The organism is Lactobacillus sp. LL6 (genome assembly GCF_007570935.1).
Classification (GTDB): Bacteria; Bacillota; Bacilli; order Lactobacillales; family Lactobacillaceae; genus Lactobacillus.
In genome coordinates, this window is the sequence record NZ_VLLR01000001.1 from 134,145 (window position 1) to 155,701 (window position 21,557).

At 33.4% G+C, this 21,557-nt stretch carries 22 protein-coding genes and 1 riboswitch; of the genes, 12 read left to right on the forward strand and 10 right to left on the reverse strand.

The genetic code is table 11. The features are described 5' to 3' along the window. Positions 1-44 precede the first annotated feature (44 nt). The 6 genes from FOD82_RS00665 to FOD82_RS00690 all read right to left on the reverse strand — a co-directional run bounded on the left by FOD82_RS00665 (position 45) and on the right by FOD82_RS00690 (position 5,490). The gene (locus FOD82_RS00665) at positions 45-800 is read right to left on the reverse strand and encodes an amino acid ABC transporter ATP-binding protein (protein ID WP_144354589.1); all 756 of its coding nucleotides are present in this window, start codon (positions 798-800) and stop codon (positions 45-47) included. Beyond that, positions 800-2,419 (reverse strand): ABC transporter substrate-binding protein/permease, encoded by a 1,620-nt coding sequence (locus FOD82_RS00670; protein ID WP_144354590.1) that lies wholly within the window; start codon positions 2,417-2,419, stop codon positions 800-802. The genes FOD82_RS00665 and FOD82_RS00670 overlap by 1 nt, the downstream gene beginning before the upstream one ends. A 94-nt stretch (positions 2,420-2,513) precedes the next feature. Further along, positions 2,514-2,689, reverse strand: a riboswitch (Lysine riboswitch). Between the two features lie 45 nt (positions 2,690-2,734). After that, positions 2,735-3,367, reverse strand: a complete 633-nt coding sequence (locus tag FOD82_RS00675) for a DNA-3-methyladenine glycosylase (protein WP_144354591.1) — start codon at positions 3,365-3,367, stop codon at positions 2,735-2,737. A gap of 44 nt (positions 3,368-3,411) precedes the next feature. Next, positions 3,412-4,197, reverse strand: a complete 786-nt coding sequence (locus FOD82_RS00680; RefSeq protein WP_144354592.1) for a TerC family protein — start codon at positions 4,195-4,197, stop codon at positions 3,412-3,414. After that, the gene (locus FOD82_RS00685) at positions 4,184-4,702 is read right to left on the reverse strand and encodes a methylated-DNA--[protein]-cysteine S-methyltransferase (protein WP_144354593.1); all 519 of its coding nucleotides are present in this window, start codon (positions 4,700-4,702) and stop codon (positions 4,184-4,186) included. Before FOD82_RS00685 ends, FOD82_RS00680 begins: the two co-directional genes overlap by 14 nt. Positions 4,703-4,785: 83 nt before the next feature. Continuing rightward, the gene (locus FOD82_RS00690; protein ID WP_144354594.1) at positions 4,786-5,490 is read right to left on the reverse strand and encodes an NAD-dependent protein deacylase; all 705 of its coding nucleotides are present in this window, start codon (positions 5,488-5,490) and stop codon (positions 4,786-4,788) included. Positions 5,491-5,583: 93 nt separating this feature from the next. On the opposite strand from FOD82_RS00690, the gene FOD82_RS00695 reads away from it, so the two are divergent. Next, positions 5,584-6,069, forward strand: a complete 486-nt coding sequence (locus FOD82_RS00695) for a hypothetical protein (protein WP_144354595.1) — start codon at positions 5,584-5,586, stop codon at positions 6,067-6,069. A 6-nt stretch (positions 6,070-6,075) separates the two neighbouring features. Here FOD82_RS00695 and cls read toward each other — a convergent pair whose 3' ends face one another. Continuing rightward, positions 6,076-7,533, reverse strand: a complete 1,458-nt coding sequence (gene cls / locus FOD82_RS00700; RefSeq protein ID WP_144354596.1) for a cardiolipin synthase — start codon at positions 7,531-7,533, stop codon at positions 6,076-6,078. Between the two features lie 14 nt (positions 7,534-7,547). Further along, entirely contained in the window at positions 7,548-8,480 is a 933-nt protein-coding gene (locus tag FOD82_RS00705; protein ID WP_144354597.1) for an alpha/beta hydrolase, read from the reverse strand. Between the two features lie 69 nt (positions 8,481-8,549). Between FOD82_RS00705 and FOD82_RS00710 the strand changes: the two genes are divergently transcribed. Beyond that, positions 8,550-9,344, forward strand: a complete 795-nt coding sequence (locus FOD82_RS00710; RefSeq protein WP_144354598.1) for a ribonuclease H family protein — start codon at positions 8,550-8,552, stop codon at positions 9,342-9,344. A gap of 49 nt (positions 9,345-9,393) precedes the next feature. Here the strand turns inward: FOD82_RS00710 and FOD82_RS00715 are convergent, their stop codons facing one another. Further along, a complete protein-coding gene (locus FOD82_RS00715) occupies positions 9,394-10,353 on the reverse strand; it encodes a DUF1002 domain-containing protein (protein ID WP_144354599.1) in 960 nt (319 codons plus the stop codon). 171 nt (positions 10,354-10,524) lie between these two features. Between FOD82_RS00715 and FOD82_RS00720 the strand changes: the two genes are divergently transcribed. The 7 genes from FOD82_RS00720 (at position 10,525) to FOD82_RS00750 (ending at position 17,082) form a co-directional block, all read left to right on the forward strand. Then, on the forward strand, positions 10,525-11,346 hold the full coding sequence (locus FOD82_RS00720) for a glycosyltransferase family A protein (protein WP_144354600.1): 822 nt from the start codon (positions 10,525-10,527) through the stop codon (positions 11,344-11,346). Next, positions 11,330-11,986 (forward strand): alpha/beta hydrolase, encoded by a 657-nt coding sequence (locus FOD82_RS00725; protein ID WP_144354601.1) that lies wholly within the window; start codon positions 11,330-11,332, stop codon positions 11,984-11,986. Before FOD82_RS00720 ends, FOD82_RS00725 begins: the two co-directional genes overlap by 17 nt. A 111-nt stretch (positions 11,987-12,097) precedes the next feature. Continuing rightward, positions 12,098-13,084, forward strand: coding sequence for a ribose-phosphate diphosphokinase (locus FOD82_RS00730; protein WP_144354602.1), 987 nt, complete (start codon positions 12,098-12,100; stop codon positions 13,082-13,084). 147 nt (positions 13,085-13,231) lie between these two features. Then, positions 13,232-13,918, forward strand: a complete 687-nt coding sequence (locus tag FOD82_RS00735) for a TetR/AcrR family transcriptional regulator (protein ID WP_144354603.1) — start codon at positions 13,232-13,234, stop codon at positions 13,916-13,918. 15 nt (positions 13,919-13,933) lie between these two features. Continuing rightward, positions 13,934-14,764 (forward strand): hypothetical protein, encoded by an 831-nt coding sequence (locus FOD82_RS00740; RefSeq protein WP_144354604.1) that lies wholly within the window; start codon positions 13,934-13,936, stop codon positions 14,762-14,764. Positions 14,765-14,870: 106 nt separating this feature from the next. Continuing rightward, positions 14,871-16,352 carry an ABC transporter substrate-binding protein/permease gene (locus FOD82_RS00745; RefSeq protein ID WP_144354605.1) on the forward strand — a complete coding sequence of 494 codons (1,482 nt, stop codon included), beginning with the start codon at positions 14,871-14,873 and terminating at the stop codon, positions 16,350-16,352. Continuing rightward, complete coding sequence (locus FOD82_RS00750; protein ID WP_144354606.1) at positions 16,345-17,082, forward strand: amino acid ABC transporter ATP-binding protein; 738 nt, start codon at positions 16,345-16,347, stop codon at positions 17,080-17,082. The genes FOD82_RS00745 and FOD82_RS00750 overlap by 8 nt, the downstream gene beginning before the upstream one ends. 54 nt (positions 17,083-17,136) lie before the next feature. On the opposite strand, the gene FOD82_RS00755 is transcribed toward FOD82_RS00750, so the two are convergent. Next, a complete protein-coding gene (locus FOD82_RS00755) occupies positions 17,137-18,369 on the reverse strand; it encodes a CAP domain-containing protein (protein ID WP_144354607.1) in 1,233 nt (410 codons plus the stop codon). A 146-nt stretch (positions 18,370-18,515) separates the two neighbouring features. Between FOD82_RS00755 and FOD82_RS00760 the strand changes: the two genes are divergently transcribed. The 3 genes from FOD82_RS00760 to FOD82_RS00770 all read left to right on the forward strand — a co-directional run bounded on the left by FOD82_RS00760 (position 18,516) and on the right by FOD82_RS00770 (position 21,552). Then, positions 18,516-19,598, forward strand: coding sequence for a D-alanine--D-alanine ligase family protein (locus FOD82_RS00760; RefSeq protein ID WP_144354608.1), 1,083 nt, complete (start codon positions 18,516-18,518; stop codon positions 19,596-19,598). A gap of 18 nt (positions 19,599-19,616) precedes the next feature. Continuing rightward, a complete protein-coding gene (locus tag FOD82_RS00765) occupies positions 19,617-20,339 on the forward strand; it encodes a transcriptional regulator (protein ID WP_144354609.1) in 723 nt (240 codons plus the stop codon). A 106-nt stretch (positions 20,340-20,445) separates the two neighbouring features. Continuing rightward, positions 20,446-21,552, forward strand: a complete 1,107-nt coding sequence (locus FOD82_RS00770; RefSeq protein ID WP_144354610.1) for a YibE/F family protein — start codon at positions 20,446-20,448, stop codon at positions 21,550-21,552. The last annotated feature ends 5 nt before the right edge of the window (positions 21,553-21,557 follow it).

A 21,557-nucleotide genomic window follows, 5' to 3' on the forward strand; every position in this document is an offset into this window, starting at 1 on the left:
TGTAACAAAAAAGGCTAGAAGTACAAACTTTTAGCCTTAGTTTTTTAGAAATCCATCTTCTTAAAGTTGCGTAAGAACTTTTGAGTTTTAGCATTTTGAGGATTATCAAATAGGTCATTAGGATGTCCTTGTTCAGTAATTACACCATCACTAACAAATAACACATTGTCTGAAATCTTTTTAGCAAAGCCCATTTCGTGAGTAACGATTACCATTGTTAAGCCAGTAGTAGCTAATTTTTGCATTACATCAAGTACTTCTCCAACCATTTCAGGGTCTAAAGCACTTGTTGGTTCGTCAAATAACAACACTTCTGGGTCCATTGAAATAGCTCTAGCGATTGCGACACGTTGTTGTTGTCCACCGGATAATTGTTGAGGCTTAGCATTGATAAATGGATCCATGCCAACCTTTTTTAAGTTTTCCATTGCAATTTTTTTAGCTTCAGCTTTAGAACGCTTTAAAACTAATTCTTGTCCAATCATGCAGTTTTGAAGGACGTTTTTGTTTTCAAATAAATCAAATTGCTGAAAAACCATTCCTACCTTAGCGCGGAAAGCATTACGATCATAGCCAGGATGAAGAATGTTTTCACCGTGAAAATCTATTTCACCACCAGTTGGTTCTTCAAGTAAATTAATACAACGAAGAGTAGTGGATTTACCACCACCGGAAGGACCAATAATAGTTACAATTTCACCTTTTTTAATATCTACATTAATATCTTTAAGCACTTGGTGGTCACCATAGGCTTTTTGCATGTGCTTCAAGCTGATAATAGTTTCATTTGATTCACTCATTAGTTATTAGCCTCCGCATCTTTTGGTGAGCCAACTTGAACTTGGTTGGCCATAAGATTGTAGTTTTTATTGCCTTCAAGACGTTTTTCAATGAAATTGAAAATACGAGTAATAGTGAAAGTTAATACAAGATAAATTGCTGAAATCATCAAGTAAGTTGGGAAGAACTTAAATGTTTGACTGGCAATTGTAGTACCAACGAAGAATAATTCTGATACTGAAATAATACTCAATACAGATGTATCCTTAATGTTAACGATAAATTCATTAGTAATTGATGGCAAGCAGTTCTTGATAGCTTGGGGTAAAATAATATGCCACATTCTTTGATTATGAGTCATACCAAGGGCACTCGCTGCTTCAAATTGACCTTCTGGAGTTGAAATAATACCACCACGAATAACTTCTGAAAGGTAGGCACCAGTATTGATTGAAACAATAACTAATGCAGCTAGGGTACGGTTTAAGTTGAGGTGCCAGAATTGTGCAATACCATAATAAATTACGGCTGCCTGAACCATCATTGGGGTACCACGGAAAATTTCAACATAAACTGAAAGTAGCCATTTAACAAAGTTAAGTCCCCAGCGTTTGCCACGAGTAGTAGGAGAAGGAATAGTACGAACAATACCTACTAAAAGTCCAATAAAGAATCCAACAACGGTACCAACTAATGCCAAGAGCAAAGTCATACCGATACCACTCATGATCATACCGCCGTATTGCTTCCAAGTTGAAACAAGCCAGTTTTCTTTTTTACCATTCTTTGAGTCGTCAGCTTTTGGTTGTTGCTTTACAGCTTCAGTCATTAACTTAGTGCGCTCAGAAGCTGGAATAGTTGCTAAAATCTTATTAGCTTCCTTTAAAAGCCCTGGTTGGGTTTTAGCAATACCAATTGAAGTTACTGATTCTTCTTCTGAAACATGGAAACCTGCCATCTTACTAATAGGAATAGCTTTGATATCTGGGTCTACTAACTTGAATGAAGTAGCTTCAGTATCTTCAGCAACATAACCATCTATAGTTCCAGAAATTAAACTCTGACGCATTGCTGAAAAATCACGCATTGCGGGTTCACGCTTTGCACCTTTTAATTCTTTAATTAAATTATAGTGGAAAGTACCTTGTTGAGCTGTTAATTTAGCACCTTTAAAATCTGTAAGTTTCTTTGCATTTGCGTATTTGCTGTTATTCTTAGTAATAACAACAAAAGTACCTTTTCTATATGGTTTAGTAAAGTTGATTTCTTTTCTACGTTCTGCAGTTGGACTCATTCCAGCGATAATCATATCAGTTTTACCAGAAGTTAATGAAGGAAGAAGTCCGTCCCATTCAGTTTTAACAGCTACAACTTTACGGTGCATTTTTTTACCAAGGATCTTGGCAATTTTTACATCGTAACCATTAGCATAAGTCTTAGAACCTTCGATTGGAATCGCACCATTTGCATTTGTAGTCTGAGTCCAGTTGTATGGTGGGTAGTTAGCCTCCATACCTATTTTAAGAACACCAGAGTCTTTTTTAGCAGCTTCTACACTACTATTTGTAAATTCTGAACTAATAAATAAACTAAGGACAATTGTTAAAGCAGCAATTATCCATTTAAACCTTGACTTCACCTAAAAAACCTCCAATTTTTTGTCAAAGCCAATACAACAAAGCGTAAAAAAATCCTCGCTTATGCAAGCGAGGTTAATCATCAGTACTTAAACCAAATCTTATAGCGCTCCCCGGGGACGAACCGAGACAGTCTGCAGCATCTTCTCCTGCAGCCCAACAAACTTTTATCACGACTAAAAGCTTATTTCGGCGGCAATCCTTACATCATCGGTCAAAATATACGCGTACTCGCGATGATTTCGTGACTTGTCGCAACCTCTATTGCATTGGAAATATTTAACTGAAAGATAGATTAAAGGAAAAAGTGCTATTTGTCAAGTCCAACCATGATTTTCTTGATAATCACGTTTTTTCATTTTAGAAACATAAGGATTACCTTTAACAAAAAATCTAAGATTTTTATTTGCCCATTCTAAATCTGACTGATTAATTCCAATTCTAGGAGATGTTATTATTTCCTGGGGAATTTTCTTGTGATTATCATTTAGATCAATGAAAAAAGGAGAATTACTTAAAAAATGTAAGTCCCATTTACGACTATTGATTCCTAATGCTTGCATCATTTTACCTGGTCCATTAGTTAAAAGTGGGCCAGATTTTCCAGAGCGATTATTAATCATGGTACTGATTCCTAATTGGGGTTCAATTGCACGAATCAAAATTCCTTGAGGTTCATCTTTTTCTTGAGTTGCTACATCAAAGAAGAAGTATTGCCTTTGCGAATATATATAAAGCGTCCCAGCTTCACCGTATAATCCTTCATTTGCAGGACTACGTCGGCCGTTATATGAATGAGCAGCTCGGTCTTTTTTACCTAAATAAGCTTCAGTTTCTACAATGTAGCCACCTAATTTTTCTTTTCCATTATCAAAATAAAGCATTCGACCTAATAAATCTTGCGCAATGATTTCTGTGGGTCTAGTTGAAAAATAAGTTGAGTAATCCATAATTTTCTCCAAAATAAAAGCACAACTATTGTTGTACTAAAAAATTATAATTCTTTTTCATGACGTTTTGCACGTATAAAGTGAAAGATAATTGTTAACCCTAAAATTGTAAACACAACAATAGCGAAAGCTGTATTTGGCATTTCATAATGAAGCGGAGGAAGAGCTAATAAAAGTTTTAATGCAATGATTCCGATTAAGACGTAAGCCATTGGCTGAAGTTCCGGAATAAATTCCATTAGTTTAATAATAATTTCGGCAACTCCTCTCATGCAAAGAATACCAATCATTCCTCCAATTAAAACTACAACCGGATTATCAGAAACTGCAAGAGCTGCTAATACTGAATCGATTGAGAAGACAATATCCATTGCTTCAATTGAAATAACAGTCCGCCAAAATAAAGATAAGATATGTTTTTTGGGCTTTTTATTTTTATGATGCTTTTTACGTCGTGCCTCTTTTTCTTTTTCGTGTTCTTCGGCTTCTTTTGGATGACGCTGATCATAGAAAAACTTGAAACATAAATAAAAGAGATAAATACTACCGGCAAGTTTTATCTCCCAAAAGTTAATTAGATATGTTCCAATTCCAATTACGATAAAACGAAATAAATATGCTCCCCAAAGCCCATATATTAAGGATTTTCTTTGATCGCTTTTATCTGGTAAGCGTTGGGTTTGAGCTGCCAGAACAACAGCATTATCAACTGAAAGTAAACACTCCATTAAAATTAATGTGAAGATTATCATCCAATCTTTTCCGCTTGAGATTACATGTAACCAATTGAATCCATCAAAAAAGGGAGCGTACAGTTTAAGAATGGACATTAACATAACTCTTTTCTAAATTAATCAGTTTCATTTTTTCCTTTGGCCCTAATCTATATCCACCTAATTTTCCATTTGCCATAATTATGCGATGATCTGGAATAAAGATAATAGCTGGGTTAAGTGCCACAGCGTGTGCGACTGCCCTTACTGAACGTGCATTATCTAAAGAAGTAGCAATATCTCCGTAGCTAACTGTAGCTCCGTAGGGTACTTTATTAACAACTTCTAACACGCTACGTTGAAAAGGAGTACCAAATCCTGAAATATCAATAGGCACATCAAATTCACGACGTTTACCAGCAAAATATTCCTTCAATTGTTCTACATATGGTGCCAGTCTTTTTTCATCATGAATTAACATTCGATTAGGATAAAAGCCAAAGATAGGAGTGGAATTATCTGCAGTCTTAAGTCCTGCATAGGCTAAACCTTGATTAGTTACTGCCAAAAAATAAGTATTATCACCAATTGTCACATTATCATAGTAAAAAACGTCTGTCATGTTTTACCACCACCTATTTCGGTATAAAATCAAAAATAAAAAAACATTATCTCAAGAATAACAACTTGTAGCTTGTAATTCAATTACAATTTAGGAAAAATATCGATTGCATCTGTAATAATTGAATTAATATTTTGAGTTGGAATCTCAGTTTTATTAATTACCCAAACCTTGCTGGATGGCTTGCGATAGGCAAGAAGCTGAGCAAAAGGATATACTACGAAGCTAGTACCTGTAATAATAACTAAGTCAGAATTTTTTATTGTATTTATTGAATTAGTTAGATTAGTTGGATCAATTCCTTCACCATAAAGAACAATTCCTGGACGAATAATGCCGCCACAATTTTTATGAATATAGTTTTGAGAATATTCTTTATATGAAACAGGCTGCTTGCATTTAGTACAGTAAATATTATATAGATTACCATGAAATTCTATAACGTGCTCATTTCCTGCTTTTTTATCTAGTTGATCAATATTTTGAGTGATTAATTCACCTTTTTCATTGCAAATATCGGCAATCTTTTGATGAATTGGATTTGGAACTGCTTTTGGAAAATACATATTATGCATTACAAAATCATAAAATAATTCTGGGCGATTGAATAAGGTATCTTCACTTAAAATTGTTTCTGGGCTTTCTTTAATTCCATGATAGATTCCACCTTTTGAGCGATAGTCGGGAATTCCTGAATGTGTTGATACACCTGCGCCAGTTAAAAACGTTATATGATTTGCATTTTGAATATCTTTTTTTAACTCTGTAATTTTTTCTGAAATACTCATATTAATTCCCCTCCATAAGTCAGCCCTTTATTTAATTATAATCCTTTTAGTTTGTTATAATTAAATAAAGTTTGTTTTAGTTGAGGATATTTTATGGTAAGTTTATCTTATTTTTATTTTATAATTAATGCTTTATTTTTATTTTATGCTTGTTACAGTTGGTATTGGCAAGCAAACCTGGTGGTACGTTGCCGCTATCGCATTTCTTCAATTGTTTGGGCAGTAATATTTATTTGGTTAGGATTTTCCTGGAATTATATTGCTAGAGGAGATTCTGGAGTTACAGTATTTTTGGCGTTATTTTTATTGATAAGTATTATTGATGGGTTTACAGGTTTAACAAATAAGCGAATTGTAGTTGCAGGATATTTTAAGCGAACAATTAAATATGATGATTTATATGCTGTGAGAATTATTAATATTCCGAACCCTAAAAAGCCTAGTGTATTGTGTGTATTTCAAACTAAAAATGATAGACAATATGCACTACGCTTTAATATGGATGTAGAGCAGTTTATGAAAGTTCTTAAACCTCATTTGGATTCAAGTGTAAAAATAGAAATTGGGGGATTATTTTAAATTTGGTTAAAGAATGGGTGAAAGCATTCTTGAAAAGCTTTGCAAGGTTCTAAGCCAACGACTTTGTTTTTGTATCATTTCTTTAGTAAGTAAGGTTGAGTTTTCCATATCTTTTTTGAAGGCTATTTCCATTTGTTTGGTAAAGTTTTTATCATAAAAAATAGCACAATCTTCAAAATTAAGATCATAAGAGCGATAGTCTTGATTCATTGAACCTACAGAAGAGTAATTATCATCAACGATTACAGTTTTTGCATGGATGAAACCATTATTATAAATATAAATCTTAACGCCATATCGAGTTAACTCATTTGCATACCATTGAGTTGCTCGATAAATAAATGGATGATCTGGCATTGATGGAATCATGATTCGAACGTCAACACCTGACATAGCAATCATTTGCCATGTTGCAAGCATTGCGTCATCGGGAATTAGGTATGGAGTTTGAATCCACAATCTTTTTCTTGATAAAAGCATTAAACGCATCATACCGTTGCGCATATAGGGGGCATAACGGTCAGGCCCGTCTGAAACAATTTGAGTAGCAATATCACCTGGGGAAATTTCAGTTTCGTCCAAGTCTGGGAAAAAGATAGTATTAAAAGTAATAATTTGAGAATCATTTTGGATGGATGCATTCCAATCCATGACAAAGCGTTCTTGAAGAAGAAGAGAAGCTGAGCCTACAATTCTAACTTGGCTATCACGCCAGTAACCAAATTTTTTGTTTTTACCTAAATATTGATCACCAATATTAAAGCCACCAGTCCAAGAGATTCGACCATCAATTACAACAATTTTGCGGTGCAAATGATAGTTGATTCGATAACGTGTAATCATATTTCGTGAAGTAATGAAGGGTAAAACTTGTCCACCTGCCTTACGTAACTGGTCAAACCATTTTTTAGTAGCACCCATTGATCCCCAAGCATCATAAATAACCCGAACCTGAATTCCTTCTTTTGCTTTTTTTATTAGTAAATCTAATATACGATTTCCAATATCATCATTATAGAATGTATAAAATTCAACATTAATTGTTTCTTTAGCATTTTCAATATCTTCAATCATGTTATCAAACATTGCACACCCATCTGTAAAAAGTGAAACATGATTATTTTTAGTTACAGGAGAGTAGCCATCTTTATTAAAATAATGAATGGCTATTTTTCCTTTATTAGTAGTGTCAGAAGGACTAACTTTTTTTGGAGCTTTGGCAATTGCTTTTTGCACATTACGTAATCCTAAGTGGTGTTGTTTGTTAATAGCAAAAATATTTTCTTGTGAAATTCCACGTCCAAAAAACGCATATAATATGAAGCCAATAACTGGTAAAACTAATAAAATTATTAACCATGCCCAGGTAGTAGAAACAGAACGCCTTCTATGAAAGACGATGTAAAAAGCAAGAATAGTATTAGTAATAACAATAATGCGAATTATATCGTGAAGCAAAATCAAAAAAGTGGCTCCTTCTATTTTTTTATTCCAATAAATCTGTGAACAATATCTATAACAAATGGATTATCATGCATCCAACTATGTTCTGCATCTTGCTCTCCGCGAACTTCTACTTCTTGGTATAGGTGGGCTTTAGGAGCAAGGACATAACGAATACTTTTTGCAGAAACAACTGAAATAAATTTATCAGTATTGGTATTATCGAGAACATTTCCATATATATTAAGAACTGCAATATTTGAATTAAATCTTTTTCGTCTAAATAAGAGATAAAGATAATGCGGATTCATCATACTTGGCCGTCCCTTTTCATTTAGTACATTAACATTAGGAATATCACCAAGATACGTTACCCCATCAAATGGCCCAGCAATAAAAGCTGCGTTTTTTAAATGAGGGAATTTTTTATTACGCCAGTTTTTCATCTCAGTTCTAATAATGCAAGGACAGGCTAAAGAGTGTGCAACTGCAGTATATTTTGAAAAATTGTAGCGTTTTGCTAAAAAAGGTAATACAAAACTTAAGTAATAATCAATACCATAGATTCCTACAATACGTTGTCGAAAAGCAACTTGAATAATGGGTTGTTTGTCATTTGTCCAAGTTCCGGATAATTTAAAATTTCCTAGTAAGTCTGCGGTTACTTTTAAATATCCTGTTTTTCCTTTATCTTTGCATGCTTGATCTACCATTACTTGGGTTGTGTAATCTCCTCCACGAAAACCATGAAAATAAATAATGGGAACTTGTTCAAAATCCCCTTTTTTCTCTTCAATTTTTACAGAATCTTCGATTCTTTTTTTGTGCATTCTAAGTAAAGGTCTAGTTGGTGCAAAACTAGCAAGAAGTCCTAAAGAAATCATATTAAACATAGAAGGTTCCTGCCATATATTATGTTTACGATTTTTCTCTGCTTCTTCGGTATATTTTTTTGAATTGAAGAACATAGTACACCGCCTTAAAATAGTAATAAGTACATTTTAACATGTTTTTTTGTTTAGAAAGGACAACTAAATTTGAAGTTCTATGCTGTAAAAAAAGGAAGAATACCAGGAATATATCGAACTTGGGTGGAAGCTAAAGCTCAAGTGGACGGTTTTAGTGGAGCAGAATATAAATCATTTGAAAAAATCACTGATGCTACAAGTTATATGGATTGGACTCAAGAAGAAAAGCAAGAAGTCATGCAACGTGCTGAAGATAACTTGAAAAATGCAATCGAAAAAGTAAAATTAGCTAGTAAAAATATTAAAAATCAGCCTGCTAATTCTGTGAATAACATAAAGGAGAAAAAACTAGATATGTTTAAAGAAGAGGCAATTCAAAATTCAGACTATTACGCTACAGTTTATACAGATGGTGGCTCAAGAAATACTGGTGCTAGCAAGAAGGGCGGCAAAGTTGCAAAAACTGATAAAGCTGCTTGGGCATACTTAATTGAATATAATGACAAAAAAATTGATGGTGCTGGTGGAGAACTGGGTGCAACCAATAACAAGATGGAAATGACAGCCTTTATTAATGCTATGAAAAAAATTATCGAATTAGGTTTCAATGAAGAAAAAATCTTGTTTTGCTTAGATTCTCAGTATGTAATCAATGGAACTACTGAATGGATGTCAGGTTGGAAAAAACGAGGCTGGAAAAAAGCTAATGGTCCGCTTCTTAATAAAGAGTTGTGGCAGGAAATTGATCAACTAGTTCCTAATTTCCCTAATATGGAATTCCAATGGGTAAAAGGACACGCAGGTCAAGCGGGTAATGAATATGTTGATAGCTTGCTTAATGAATACATGGATAAAAATGAATAGTAAAAAAAGGGCAAATTTATCATTTGTCCTTTTTATTTCCTGGGAAATATTATCTTATAAGAATTATTCCACCAAATAATCCTTTAAAGAAATTAACGATTGAATCCCAAATTTGTTGAAACCAATTGCGATTTTCTGGAGTGTTGAATTTATCAAAAATACCTTTAGCTCCAGCTTGGATTTTTTGAGATAATTTTGAAGCTTGTTCTTTGAAGTTGCCATTCTTTAATGCTCCAGAATCACGCACTTCAATTAAAACATTAATAATTTGATTTTTTTGATTATTGTTAATGGTATCACCTAAATGGTTGATTTTGATTTGATTATTTACAATATCTCGAATTTGACTGTCAGAAATATTGTTGCCAATTTTTGTCATTTCGTTTTTAGCCCCTGCAACTGCATTATTAAGTTGAGCGTCGCTATAACCATCTTTATTTTTATTTTCTTTATTAATAGTACTTAATGTGCCCATTTCATCTTGAGCAGCATTAACTTGTTTTTGATTTAAGGCATTACCATTTTTGGCATAAGCTGCATAAATTCCAGCCAAAGCTCCTGAACCGTCTATTGGACGAGCGCTAGTAACATAAATGTTAGCATCTTCAATACCAGCTGTTAAAGCTGCATTTTTATACTGATTAGCGGTAATTGTTGTAATATTATTTTGACCGTTATAATCCAAAATTTTGACATTAATACCACTACCCTTGCTTGCTTTTTGTATCATTGCGCTAGACCATACGCCAGATGCGGTAGTGAAATTATCACCTGATGGATTGAGATATTTAACTAAATCATTTCCCGTAACAGTAATAGTTTGATAATTGGCGCCGTTTAAAGGAGCTGTCAATACTTTAAGAGTACCTTCTTTTTGACTGTCAGTAAGTGAAGTTCCTAAAGTAACTACAGGAGTATCAGCATCTATAGCTAGGGCAGTTTTTGAAAAATTAAAAAACGCGACTGTAGTAGCCAAAAATATAGTTAAAAATGTAATAGTTTTCTTCATTAGATTTTTCTCCTTAATTATTATGCACCCCATTATACTCGCATAACTTAGGAATTCGTCAAGTCTATGAACTATAGCTAAGGAAGACTTAATATTTGCCTAACGAGCAGAAATACCTTTAGTTTTAAATAGATGTTATAATAATAAACAATGTGAGGAGAGAAATTATATATGCAAGAGCAACCTGAATTAACCGTCATTATGCCGGTTTACAATATGGAAAAATATTTAAGTAAAGCACTTGATCATTTGGCTAATCAAACTGATTCAAATTTTAAATTATTGATTGTTAACGATGGTTCTAAAGATAAGACAGCTAGTGTGGCAGAATCATATCGTAATAAGTTTCGCCATATGAAAATTATTAATAAAGCTAATGGTGGTCTTTCTGATGCCCGAAATGTTGGAATGGAAAATGTAGATACCCCATATTTTACTTTTCATGATGGGGATGACTGGGTTGAACCTGGTTATACTGATTTTTTTGTGCGCGCTTTTCACAATCATCCCAATGTAGCAATGGTAAGTTGCGGCTATTTTATTGATTCACCTCATCGCCAAAACCATGTGGTAGGTAGTCCAGCAGAAGGTGAATTATCGAAAGTGCGCACTTATGGCAAGATGACGAATATTTTTAATTCAACTGTAAAAGGCTATACTTGGAATAAGGGTTATAAAACTGCAGTTGTGCGCAAATTTGGTTTGGAATTTGTAGAAGGTCTTGCTTTCATGGAAGATCAGATTTTTAATGTGAAATACATCTCTGAAACTGATGGGTTTTATTTTAATGCTGTACCGCTTTACCATTACTGGCAGCGCGATGATAGTATGGTTCATAAATTTAATTTTAAGATGGTTCCAGATAATATTAAGGCAAATTATATTGTATGGAAGCAAATTTTAAAGAGTTTAATTAGGGGAAAAAAAGTCCAAAAAAATCAAAGCAGCAGTAAGTTAATTAGTGAAGGTAACAATAATGAAAGAAAAAGTTAATGGAGTTGAACTTTATTACCATAAGTTAGGAAAAGGTGAACCTTTATTACTATTGCATGGGCATCATCTTGATGGAGGAATGTTTGATAAGTTAATATCGCCATTATCTCTTTACTATACTGTGTATGTGGTAGATATGAGAGGACATGGCTTAAGTGAAGGTGAAAGTGCAGAGCATTACCAGACTGAAGTAGAAGATATATATACTTTTATTAAACAGCTTCACCTAGAAGGATGTTATTGCTTTGGATTTGATGCAGGGGGACTTGTGGCAATGATGCTTGCCAGCAAGTATCAACATTTGTTTAAAAAAATGATTGTTGCGGGTGTTTTTGTAAATGGAGCAGGAATTCGTCCCTACCATTATTTAACTGAAGGTTTTCACCGTTTCTTTAAGCTTGATCGTGATAGTAGGGTAGAATTGACAGAAAGTTTTATGTCAGAAGATTCTATTAAAAGAATAGTGATTCCTACGTTATGTGTAGTTGGTGAAAAGGATTGGGTTAAAGTTGAACATGTTAGATGGTATAGTCAATTTATGGAAAATGGACGCTTGATTCTAATGCCGCGGCAAACTCATGATAGCTATGCCGTTAAAAGCTTAAAATTACTTGACTTGATTAAGGACTTTTGTAAATGATTAACTCAAGGTTAGAAACAATTAATTAGATTTTTTCTTCTTTTACAAGCTTTTAGGAAAGTTTTTGTTTATAATAGTGTTGTATATGATTTTTATTTAAAAGAGGTAGCTATGGACAAGGAAGAACTTCATCAATTATTGCATCCAATGAAGGTTATTGGTTTAGGCGGAAATCCAGCCTTAAACGAAAAGATTGCATCAATTTTGCATAAACCGCTTATTGAAACAGCCGTACACCATTTTAGTGATGGTGAAATTCAAGTTAATATCGGTGAAAGTGTCAGAGGTTGCGATGTTTTCGTAATTCAATCAATTCAAGACCCAGTTAACGAAAACTTTATGGAACTTGAAATTGTGCTTGATGCATTACATCGTGCTTCAGCACATACTGTTAACGTTGTAATTCCATATTTAGCATATTCACGTTCAGATACTAAGACTCGTTCACGTGAACCAATTACTGCTAAGCTTATTGCAAACTTGCTTCAATTAACTGGTATGGATCGTCTTATTGCAGTCGATCTCCATGCTTCACAAATTCAAGGATTTTATAATGTTCCTGTAGATCATTTACATGCTATGCCACTTCTTGCACAATACTTCTTAGATAACGGTATTGCAGTTAAGGAAGATGACGATATTGTAGTTGTTTCACCAGATCACTCAGGTGCTAAACTTGCTAGAAACTTTGGTCAATATTTTGACGCTCCTATTGCAATTGTAGACCAAAGAGGCGCTCGTTATGATACTGACGTTCACGATATGATTGGGGACGTTAAAGGAAAGAAATGTATTATTGTTGATGATTTAATTGATACGGGTTCCCGTATTGCTGCATCAACTAAGTCAGTTTTAGCTGCTGGTGCTAAGAAAGTTTACGTTGCCGCAACTCATGCACTTTTATCAAAAGATGCTACAGAAGTGCTTAATGAATTGCCAATTGAACAAATTGTAGTAACAGACACTATCAAGCACAGTCGTTACCCAGACAGAATGGTTCGTATTTCTGTTGACCAATTACTTGCTCGTGGTATTGATTATGTTTATAATGACCGTTCAATCCACCAAATTTTTGATGAACAAAATCGTCTAAAATAAGGCAATAATTACAGATTTGCGAGAATAATCCCTATTACGTTGGGGGTTATTTTTTATTAAAAAATTATGCATTTGACTATTCATATAGATGAATTAGTTGATATAATGAAGTAAAAACGTATAGAGTTAAGAATGAAAGGATAGAATATGGCTAGACGCAAAAATATGACAAGACGTAGAATCATTTTAGGAAATACTTTCCGATTGATTCGTGAAAATGGTATGGATAATATTTCTTTACAAATGATTGCAGAAAAGTCAGGTATTTCAAAATCACTACTTCAATCATATTATCCTCATAAGGCAAAGCTTACTACTGATATTGTTCATAATTTGTTTAACACATTAAGTCAAGAAGTGAATACATATTATCCAGTAGAAGAAGGTAAGGCTCCATATGCCCAAACTAAAGCCTTTATTTATACCATTGTTAACTTGGGGATGCATGATGACGGTTTAGATAGAATTATTTCTGAAGTATTTTCAAGCAATGAATCTCTAGACACTTGGGGAAATATGCTTTACAATTGGCTTCAAAATTATCACTTCTTTGATGAAGCTGATTCAAATACAGATGAGATTGAATCCGGTATTGCTTTTGTAACTACAGGAATTGGTCGTCTTTATCGTGATCGTAAGAAGCATCATTTAACTGCTGAAAACTTAGCAGATTATGCAGTTGGTACTTTGATGTATAGTTTCCTTCATTGTTCATCTGATGAAATTGATGAAGCTCTTAAAGAAGGTCACGATATTATTAAATCAGCTGATATGGAAAATGTTCATCGTGCAATCGATACAATGTTTGACGAGGGCAAAGAAATTATCAGCTAAAAGGGGAATTTAGCTATGGTTGATGGCTCAAGGGCCGATTTAAGAAGACAAGGTCAAGAGCAGAATACGCATTATAAAAGAATTTTAGCTTTTTTAATATTTTTGATTGCGGCATTAAGTATGATTACTACTACATTTTTGAATCCTTTTTTTATGAAAAGTCAAATTCGAACTAGTAATAATCAAGTAGTTGTTGTCCGACAAGTTGATAGCCATTTTAATGATTTAGCAGATATTATCGGAGCAAGCCATGATGAAAATTCTAACTTGCTTACTATCCAGCAAACTCAGCCCATTGCAGATCATATAATTGATTATTCATTAGGCTTGCATTGGTTTAAAGTTGATAATAAAAAATTAGCAAAACAAATTCTGCATGATATAAATCTTAACATTGATAAAGGCTCATCTAGTGAAGCACAAAGAGTGCAGAGTAAGCTGAAAAAAGAGGGTAGCAATGCAATTTATGCGGTGATTCAGGCTTTTAACTTAAATATTGTTACTTTAGGTGCAAATATTGCTGCATTACTGTTTGTTGTTAATATTGTGATTATAATTGTTACAATTATTACCATGTTTTCTTTAATTAGTGATATGAAAACCCAAAAAACAACTAAAGATTTAATCCATTCTATTACAGCTTCAGGGATGTGGAGTGGTTTTTGGATAATTATTATTGCTGGTATTTTGGCAATTATTCCTGTCATTTTTAACGTAGAAAGTTTGGGTGGTCTAGGCTATTTAATGGAAATTAGCAGCAGTATTTTTCTTGAATTTGTAATTGTAGGTGTAATTATCTATATATTATGTGCTATTCCATGGCAGATAACTTCAACTAGTAATTAATGAAGACTGAGACTGATGTCTCAGTTTTTTGTTGCAAAAAAACTTATTCCTAGATATACTAATAAAATAGTTTAATTTTTCTTTAATTTAGCAGTAGGTGGAGAATGTGAAAAAATCAAAAATAATTAGTATATTTCTGGCAATTATGATGATTTTTGCAACATTATTACCCATGAGCACCCCCGTTCATGCAGATAGTAAAGTTGCAGAGAATTCTGTTTTGCAGAAAGTGAAAAAGTCAAAGAAATTAGTTGTAGGAACTTCCGCAGATTATCCCCCACTAGAATTTACTACTAGTGATAATGGAAAAACTAAGTATGTTGGGGTAGATATTGAATTAGCACGTGATATTGCTAAGGACTTAGGTGCAAAACTTGTAATTAAGAATATGAGTTTTGATTCATTATTGGTTGCTTTGGAAACTGGAAAAGTAGATATGGTTATTTCAGCAATGACTCCAACTGCTGAAAGAAAACAAAGTGTAGATTTCTCTAAAATATATTACAAACCAAGTGGTGAATATTTCTTAATTAATAAAAGAGATCAGAATAAATATAAAAAAATTAAGGACTTTAGCGGTCAAACTGTCGGAGCCCAAACTGGTAGTATTCAATATAATTTAATTGAAAGCCAAATGAAAAAATCCAAAGTAAAAGGACTTGGAAAAATTAATAACTTAGTTTTGGCACTGCAATCAAATAAAGTTGCAGGTCTGGTATTGGAAGAAATGACAGCCAAGGCTTATGCACAAAATAATAAAAATGTGATTGCTGTTAGAAGTGATTTACGTGAACAACAAGCGGGAAACGCTGTAGCAATCGCAAAAGGACAAACTGGTTTAGTAAAAGCAGTTAATAAAACTATCAATCGTGTTCAAAAAGAAAATTTAATTGATAAAAAATATTTACCAGAAGCTGCAAAATACATGCAAGCTACTCAAAAAACTAATACAATGATGAAATATGTACCATATTTTATTAAAGGAATTGGTTATACTATTATAATTACAATTTTTTCAGTAATTATTGGTATTGTGCTGGGGATTGTATTGGCATTAATGCGTCTTTCTAAAAATAAAGTACTACATGCAATTTCTGTGGCTTATATTGAGTTTATTCGTGGGACTCCTCAAATGGTACAAATTTTATTTGTTTACTTTGGAGTAGGAGCTTTGATTTCTAATTTATCTGCAGTAGTTGCTGGTATTATTGCCATTGGACTTAATTCAGGTGCCTATGTTGCAGAAGACATTCGATCAGGAATTAGTTCGATTGCTAAAGGGCAAACTGAAGCTGCAAGGTCTCTGGGCTTAAGTCAAGCTAAAGCATATCGGTATGTAATTATTCCGCAAGCCCTTAAGAATATTTGGCCAGCTTTAGGAAATGAGTTCATCACTCTTTTGAAAGACAGTTCACTTGTATCTGTAATTGGGGTAAGTGAATTAATGTATCAAACAGAACTTATTCAAACTTCAACTTATCGTGGAGTATTGCCATTGTTTATAGCGATGATTATTTACTTCATTATGACCTTTACTTTATCAAGAATTTTGAATTTCTTTGAAAGGAAGATGAAGCACAATGACTAAAATGATAGAAATTGACCATCTTAAGAAAACTTTTGGCAAAAATGAAGTTTTAAAGGATATTTCTGCAACAGTAAATAAAGGGCAAGTAATTTGTATTATTGGTCCTTCGGGTTCGGGGAAAAGTACATTTTTAAGATGTTTAAATGTTCTTGAAACACCTACAGATGGTCAGATTGTTTTTGATGGTACAGATCTTGCTAAATTAAAAGATGGCAAACAATTAGATGAACTTCGTGAAAAGATGGGAATGGTTTTCCAAGGATTTAATCTATTTCCAAATATGAACGTCATTGAAAATATAAAATTAGCTCCCATGAAAGTTAAAGGAGTAAGTGAGCAAGAAGCTGAAGAAACAGGATTAAAATTATTAGAAAAAGTTGGCTTACGTGATCGAGCAAAACAATATCCGGCTAGTTTATCAGGTGGTCAACAGCAACGTGTAGCTATTGCAAGAGCTCTGGCGATGAAGCCAGAAGTAATGCTATTTGATGAACCTACGAGTGCGCTTGACCCTGAAATGGTGGGGGAAGTTTTAAAAACCATGCAAGATTTAGCAGAAAGTGGCATGACAATGGTTGTAGTAACTCACGAAATGGGTTTTGCGCGTGAAGTTGCAGATGAGATTTGGTTTATGGCTGATGGATATCTACAAGAAAAAGGAACTCCTAAGGAAATTTTTGAACATCCTAAGTCATCTCGTGCAAAAGATTTCTTGTCTAAAGTTTTATAAGAAATGAAAAAGAAGAGTTTCAAAAACTCTTCTTTTTTTATCTTTTTATCATGGTTAGTAGAGAGGATTCTTCATAAAAAAATTACGATGCCACTGACCCTTCTTTAAAATATCGAAGTAATTTTGTGGTTGCTGGCTAGTTGTGTCGTTTTTGGAACTTAAGGTAGCCCACGATTTTTCTCCTTGAAGTAAAACACCTGACTTCATCTTAGTGTCACGCTGTTGTGCTGAAACATATTGATAAGTGCGTGGCTTTGGAGTAGCAATAGCAGCTGTTGGGGTCGTCGTAGCTTCTGTGGTGGTATCTTGTTTAAATAATTTGAATTTGTAAGTATAAACGTTACCGATTTTAACTTGATATTGGTGACCTGCAATAATAGGAGTCTTATCTGGAGAATAGGTAAGAATTGTCTTAAAGTTACCATAACCAGAAGAGCTGTAATTTTCGATATTTGCAGCCTTATAATTCTTTTTAGTATCTAAATCAGTGATTGTAATTTCTGGAGTATTTTTCACTGTTTTATCTGATAAGTAAAGTGACCAAGCAACATTTTTTCCCTTAGCTAATTCTATTGGAAAAACTCCGCTTGATGGATAAGCTACAATTGGCTGACTTGAATCACGGAATAAATCGTCAACATTTAATACTTTTTGTACAGAATAGCGGTAACCATTAGACCCATAAGCGGCTCCTACTCCAGTTGTTGAAAGGCGGCTAGATAAAATCCAAGCTCGGTGACCAGTATCAGAGCCTGAAAGATTGTAATGATCAGTAACTAAATCTGTGATAACATCCCCGGCGGATTGGTCACTTACATTGAAGTTCAAGTTAGAAGTTTCAGATGTATCTTGAGCAACTTTCCACATAGATTTACTTACATAATTAGGCTTGGTTTCATTGGGCAAACCATGTTGATTAACAAAAGGATTTGCATTAATTGCGGCCATCACAGCAGCTGTTTTTTGGGCATTTTTTTGGGCTAGTTTATTTTCAGTAATTGATGTAAGTCCAAAAAGACTTCGATAATAATTAATATAATCTAATTGACTGTCAGCATACTTATCAGCTATTTGGCCTACTTTGAACTTTTTGGTAAGGTGAGGGGTTTTGGCATAAATATTAGAAACATTATAATTTTTCTTATTGAGATTTGCATACTCATGCTGAAAGTGATGAACCTGTTTTATTTCACCAGTTGAAAAAGTAGCAGCTTGAGCGGTATTTATACTGAGGGGAGCTGCTAACAAGACAAGTGCTGCAGCGAGTGTGAATTTTTTAAATATCATATAATCTCCTCTTTTCTTCTCTAACTTTATTATACCCTACACTGAAAGGGCTTTATAATAAAAATGTTTTCAGTTTTTTTAACTATTATCTCGTTAATTGCGTATAATTAAGAGGTTAGTAACAATAATTAACGAGGTAAAAACAAATGACTGAAAAAACACAAGTCGGATTAATATTCGGTGGTAATTCTTCTGAATATGAAGTATCAATTGTATCAGGTCGTAATATTTACAAGGCAATTGATAAGGATAAATTTGATGTACATCCAATCTGGATCACCAATGAAGGATACTTTGCAAATGAGGAAGAATCTTTCAAAGTTTTAGAAGATCCAACTTATCAAGTTCAGGACCCATACAAAGTTAATAACATTTCAAAACTAATTGAACTTGCTAATTTACCTGAACTTGATGTTTTCTTCCCAATTGTTCATGGTAATCTTGGTGAAGATGGTAGTCTTCAAGGTTTATTTAGAGTTTTAGATAAACCTTTTGTTGGTGACGATGTCTTAGCTGCTGCTGTTACTATGGATAAGGAGTTCACTAAGATTTTAGCCCAACGTGTAGGAGTTCCAGTTGCTGATTGGATTTCCATCAAACGTTCAGAATACAACGATAAAACTAATAATAAGTTAAATTATAGTAAAGTTAGTGAAAAACTTGGTGGTGACTTATTTGTTAAGCCATCAAATCAAGGTTCCTCAGTTGGAGTAAGTCACGTAACTAATGCCGAAGAATACAAGAAGGCTTTAGAAGAAGCATTTAAGTATGATGATAAGGTATTAGTTGAAGAAACTGTTCACGGTAGTGAAGTTGAAACTGCTGTTTTAGGAAATGACGACCCAATTGTAGCAGGTGTTGGTCAAATTACTAATGCTAAAGGTTCATTCTATACTTATGAAAATAAATATGATGATGATTCAACTTCTAAGCTTCAAATTCCTGCAGATTTACCAGAAGACATTGTAGAAACTGTTCGCTCAAATGCTTTAAAAGTTTACCAAATTACTGAATGTTCTGGTATGGCAAGAATTGACTCTATGCTTACAGAAGATGGTCGAGTTGTCCTAACAGAAGTTAATGCTCTTCCTGGCTTCACTAATATTAGCATGTATCCAAAATTGTTTGAAGAAATAGGTGTTCCTTACACTGACTTAATTACACGCTTGATTGAAGCTGGAATTGAACGCTATAACCACAAAAAGACTTTGCTTCACAAGCATGATTAAACATTAATGGAGGAATGAATGACTAGTAATAAGCATGAGTTTGAAGAATTAGCAGCTCCGGCAGCTGCAGCTAAAGAACTTGGAATTAGCGTTGCGACTTTAAGAAAGTATTCACTAATTGTTGAAAAAGTGACGGGTAATGCAGAATATTATGAAAGAACTAAGCAAAAAGCGCGTCTTTATTCTAAAAAAGATATCAAAGACTTGGATGATTTCCATAAATTATCTAAAAATAATGGCTTAACTTTACAAGAAGCTGCTCGTCAGATTTTTGCAGTAAGTGAGAAAAAAATCACTGATAAAAATCGTGTTGAAAAGGAAAAAGAAGAAACCATACCAACTGATGTAATGGATACACAGGAAGTGGTTAGACTTCTTAATACTTTGCAAAGAACAATTGCCAACCAGAATCAAGCAATTGAAGATTTGCAAAAGCAATTAACACGGATTGAAAAGCAGAATAAAGATTTAATTGAAGCACAAAAGCAACTTGAATCTCCAAATAAAGAAGAAGTTAAAGCTCTGCCTGATGCTAAGGAAAATTTGATTGAAGATAGAAAACAAGATGATTCAACTTCAGTTAAAGATGAATCTCAAGAAAAAGAAGATTCACATGAAATTCTAGCTAAAGCAAAAGAAAATGCTAAAAAGCGTGCTACTGCTAACGTTCACCGTACTCTTGAAGACATGCAAGTACCAGTGGTTAAAAAGCACTGGTGGCAAAGATTTTTGAATTTGTAATATAAAATAATCAAATAATAATTTCAAATTAGTTAAATTTTGAAAAACGGCTTTTAATTAAGCCGTTTTTTGTCTACAGTGAATAAGTGTAATTTAGGGAGGAAATATGAAGAAGAAAAAGATACGCTATATAATTGCTTTTTTTGCATTAGTTTTAGGATTAGCGCTAACAGCATGTACTTATTTTGCTAAAAATATTTATCAAAAAGATGATGTTGCAATCGTTATAGATAAACAAATAAAAGATAAACTTATTGAGAAGAACAAGGATGTTTATGGTAATGAAGATCAAACTAGAGAACAGACACTTCATTTAAAAATTTTATCTGGAAAATACCAAGGTAAGACTTTCATAGAAAAAAATGTATACTATCCATCACAATTGGTTACTCAAAAATATCGTGCTGGTCAGCGAGTTTTTGTTCACTTTAAAAAAGGTAATTTAACTTTAGTTAACCCAAAAAGAGATTGGGTATTAGTTTTGGTGTTGACACTGACTATTTTTCTAATGATTTTAATGGCAGGTAAACATACAGTTGCGTTGCTAGTTTCAATGGCATTAAGTTGGATAATCTTTTATGCTGTAATTTTATTAGACGTAAAACTCAATGGAACACAAATTATTTTAATATTTGGTTTAGCTGATGTAGTTTTTTCATTTGTCAGTTTGTTAATTGTACAAGGTTTGAATAAAAAAATGCTAGCAACGTGGTTAGCAACATTATTGGGTGTATTTATTTCGTTTGCACTTTGTTATGTAATTATGAAGCTTACTGGTGAAAGTGAAATGAAATATGAGACTGGAGATTATGCAACCCAAGATCCACGTGGGATTTTTTTGGCACAAAGCATGTTAGGAATCTTAGGAGCTGTAATGGATGAAGCAACTGATATTGTATCTAGTCTTTATGAACTTGTACAAACTAAGAAAGATATTACCGTTCAGCAATTAATTAAAAGTGGGCGAACTATGGGACAAGAAATTATGGGACCACTTATTAATGTTTTAGTTTTGATTTTTATCGCTGAAGAATTGCCAATGTTAATCCTTTATTTGCGTGATAATAATACTTTGGGGTCTGCCTTTGGGTTTACTTTATCCTTAGGTGCAACTCAAAGTGTCATTTCAGCGATTGGGATTGTTTTAACTGTAGTATTTGCTACGGGATGCAGTTTGCTGTTTCTTAAAGGTAAAAAGTGGGACTGGAGGTAAAAAAT

Bases quoted from the DNA above. Each gene is read 5' to 3' on its own strand.
- FOD82_RS00665 (WP_144354589.1), bottom strand. From the start codon at position 800: ATGAGTGAATCAAATGAAACTATTATCAGCTTGAAGCACATGCAAAAA.
- FOD82_RS00675 (WP_144354591.1), bottom strand. From the start codon at position 3,367: ATGGATTACTCAACTTATTTTTCAACTAGACCCACAGAAATCATTGCG.
- FOD82_RS00680 (WP_144354592.1), bottom strand. From the start codon at position 4,197: ATGTCCATTCTTAAACTGTACGCTCCCTTTTTTGATGGATTCAATTGG.
- FOD82_RS00685 (WP_144354593.1), bottom strand. From the start codon at position 4,702: ATGACAGACGTTTTTTACTATGATAATGTGACAATTGGTGATAATACT.
- FOD82_RS00690 (WP_144354594.1), bottom strand. From the start codon at position 5,490: ATGAGTATTTCAGAAAAAATTACAGAGTTAAAAAAAGATATTCAAAAT.
- FOD82_RS00695 (WP_144354595.1), top strand. From the start codon at position 5,584: ATGGTAAGTTTATCTTATTTTTATTTTATAATTAATGCTTTATTTTTA.
- FOD82_RS00705 (WP_144354597.1), bottom strand. From the start codon at position 8,480: ATGTTCTTCAATTCAAAAAAATATACCGAAGAAGCAGAGAAAAATCGT.
- FOD82_RS00715 (WP_144354599.1), bottom strand. From the start codon at position 10,353: ATGAAGAAAACTATTACATTTTTAACTATATTTTTGGCTACTACAGTC.
- FOD82_RS00720 (WP_144354600.1), top strand. From the start codon at position 10,525: ATGCAAGAGCAACCTGAATTAACCGTCATTATGCCGGTTTACAATATG.
- FOD82_RS00725 (WP_144354601.1), top strand. From the start codon at position 11,330: ATGAAAGAAAAAGTTAATGGAGTTGAACTTTATTACCATAAGTTAGGA.
- FOD82_RS00730 (WP_144354602.1), top strand. From the start codon at position 12,098: ATGGACAAGGAAGAACTTCATCAATTATTGCATCCAATGAAGGTTATT.
- FOD82_RS00735 (WP_144354603.1), top strand. From the start codon at position 13,232: ATGGCTAGACGCAAAAATATGACAAGACGTAGAATCATTTTAGGAAAT.
- FOD82_RS00740 (WP_144354604.1), top strand. From the start codon at position 13,934: ATGGTTGATGGCTCAAGGGCCGATTTAAGAAGACAAGGTCAAGAGCAG.
- FOD82_RS00750 (WP_144354606.1), top strand. From the start codon at position 16,345: ATGACTAAAATGATAGAAATTGACCATCTTAAGAAAACTTTTGGCAAA.
- FOD82_RS00755 (WP_144354607.1), bottom strand. From the start codon at position 18,369: ATGATATTTAAAAAATTCACACTCGCTGCAGCACTTGTCTTGTTAGCA.
- FOD82_RS00760 (WP_144354608.1), top strand. From the start codon at position 18,516: ATGACTGAAAAAACACAAGTCGGATTAATATTCGGTGGTAATTCTTCT.
- FOD82_RS00765 (WP_144354609.1), top strand. From the start codon at position 19,617: ATGACTAGTAATAAGCATGAGTTTGAAGAATTAGCAGCTCCGGCAGCT.
- FOD82_RS00770 (WP_144354610.1), top strand. From the start codon at position 20,446: ATGAAGAAGAAAAAGATACGCTATATAATTGCTTTTTTTGCATTAGTT.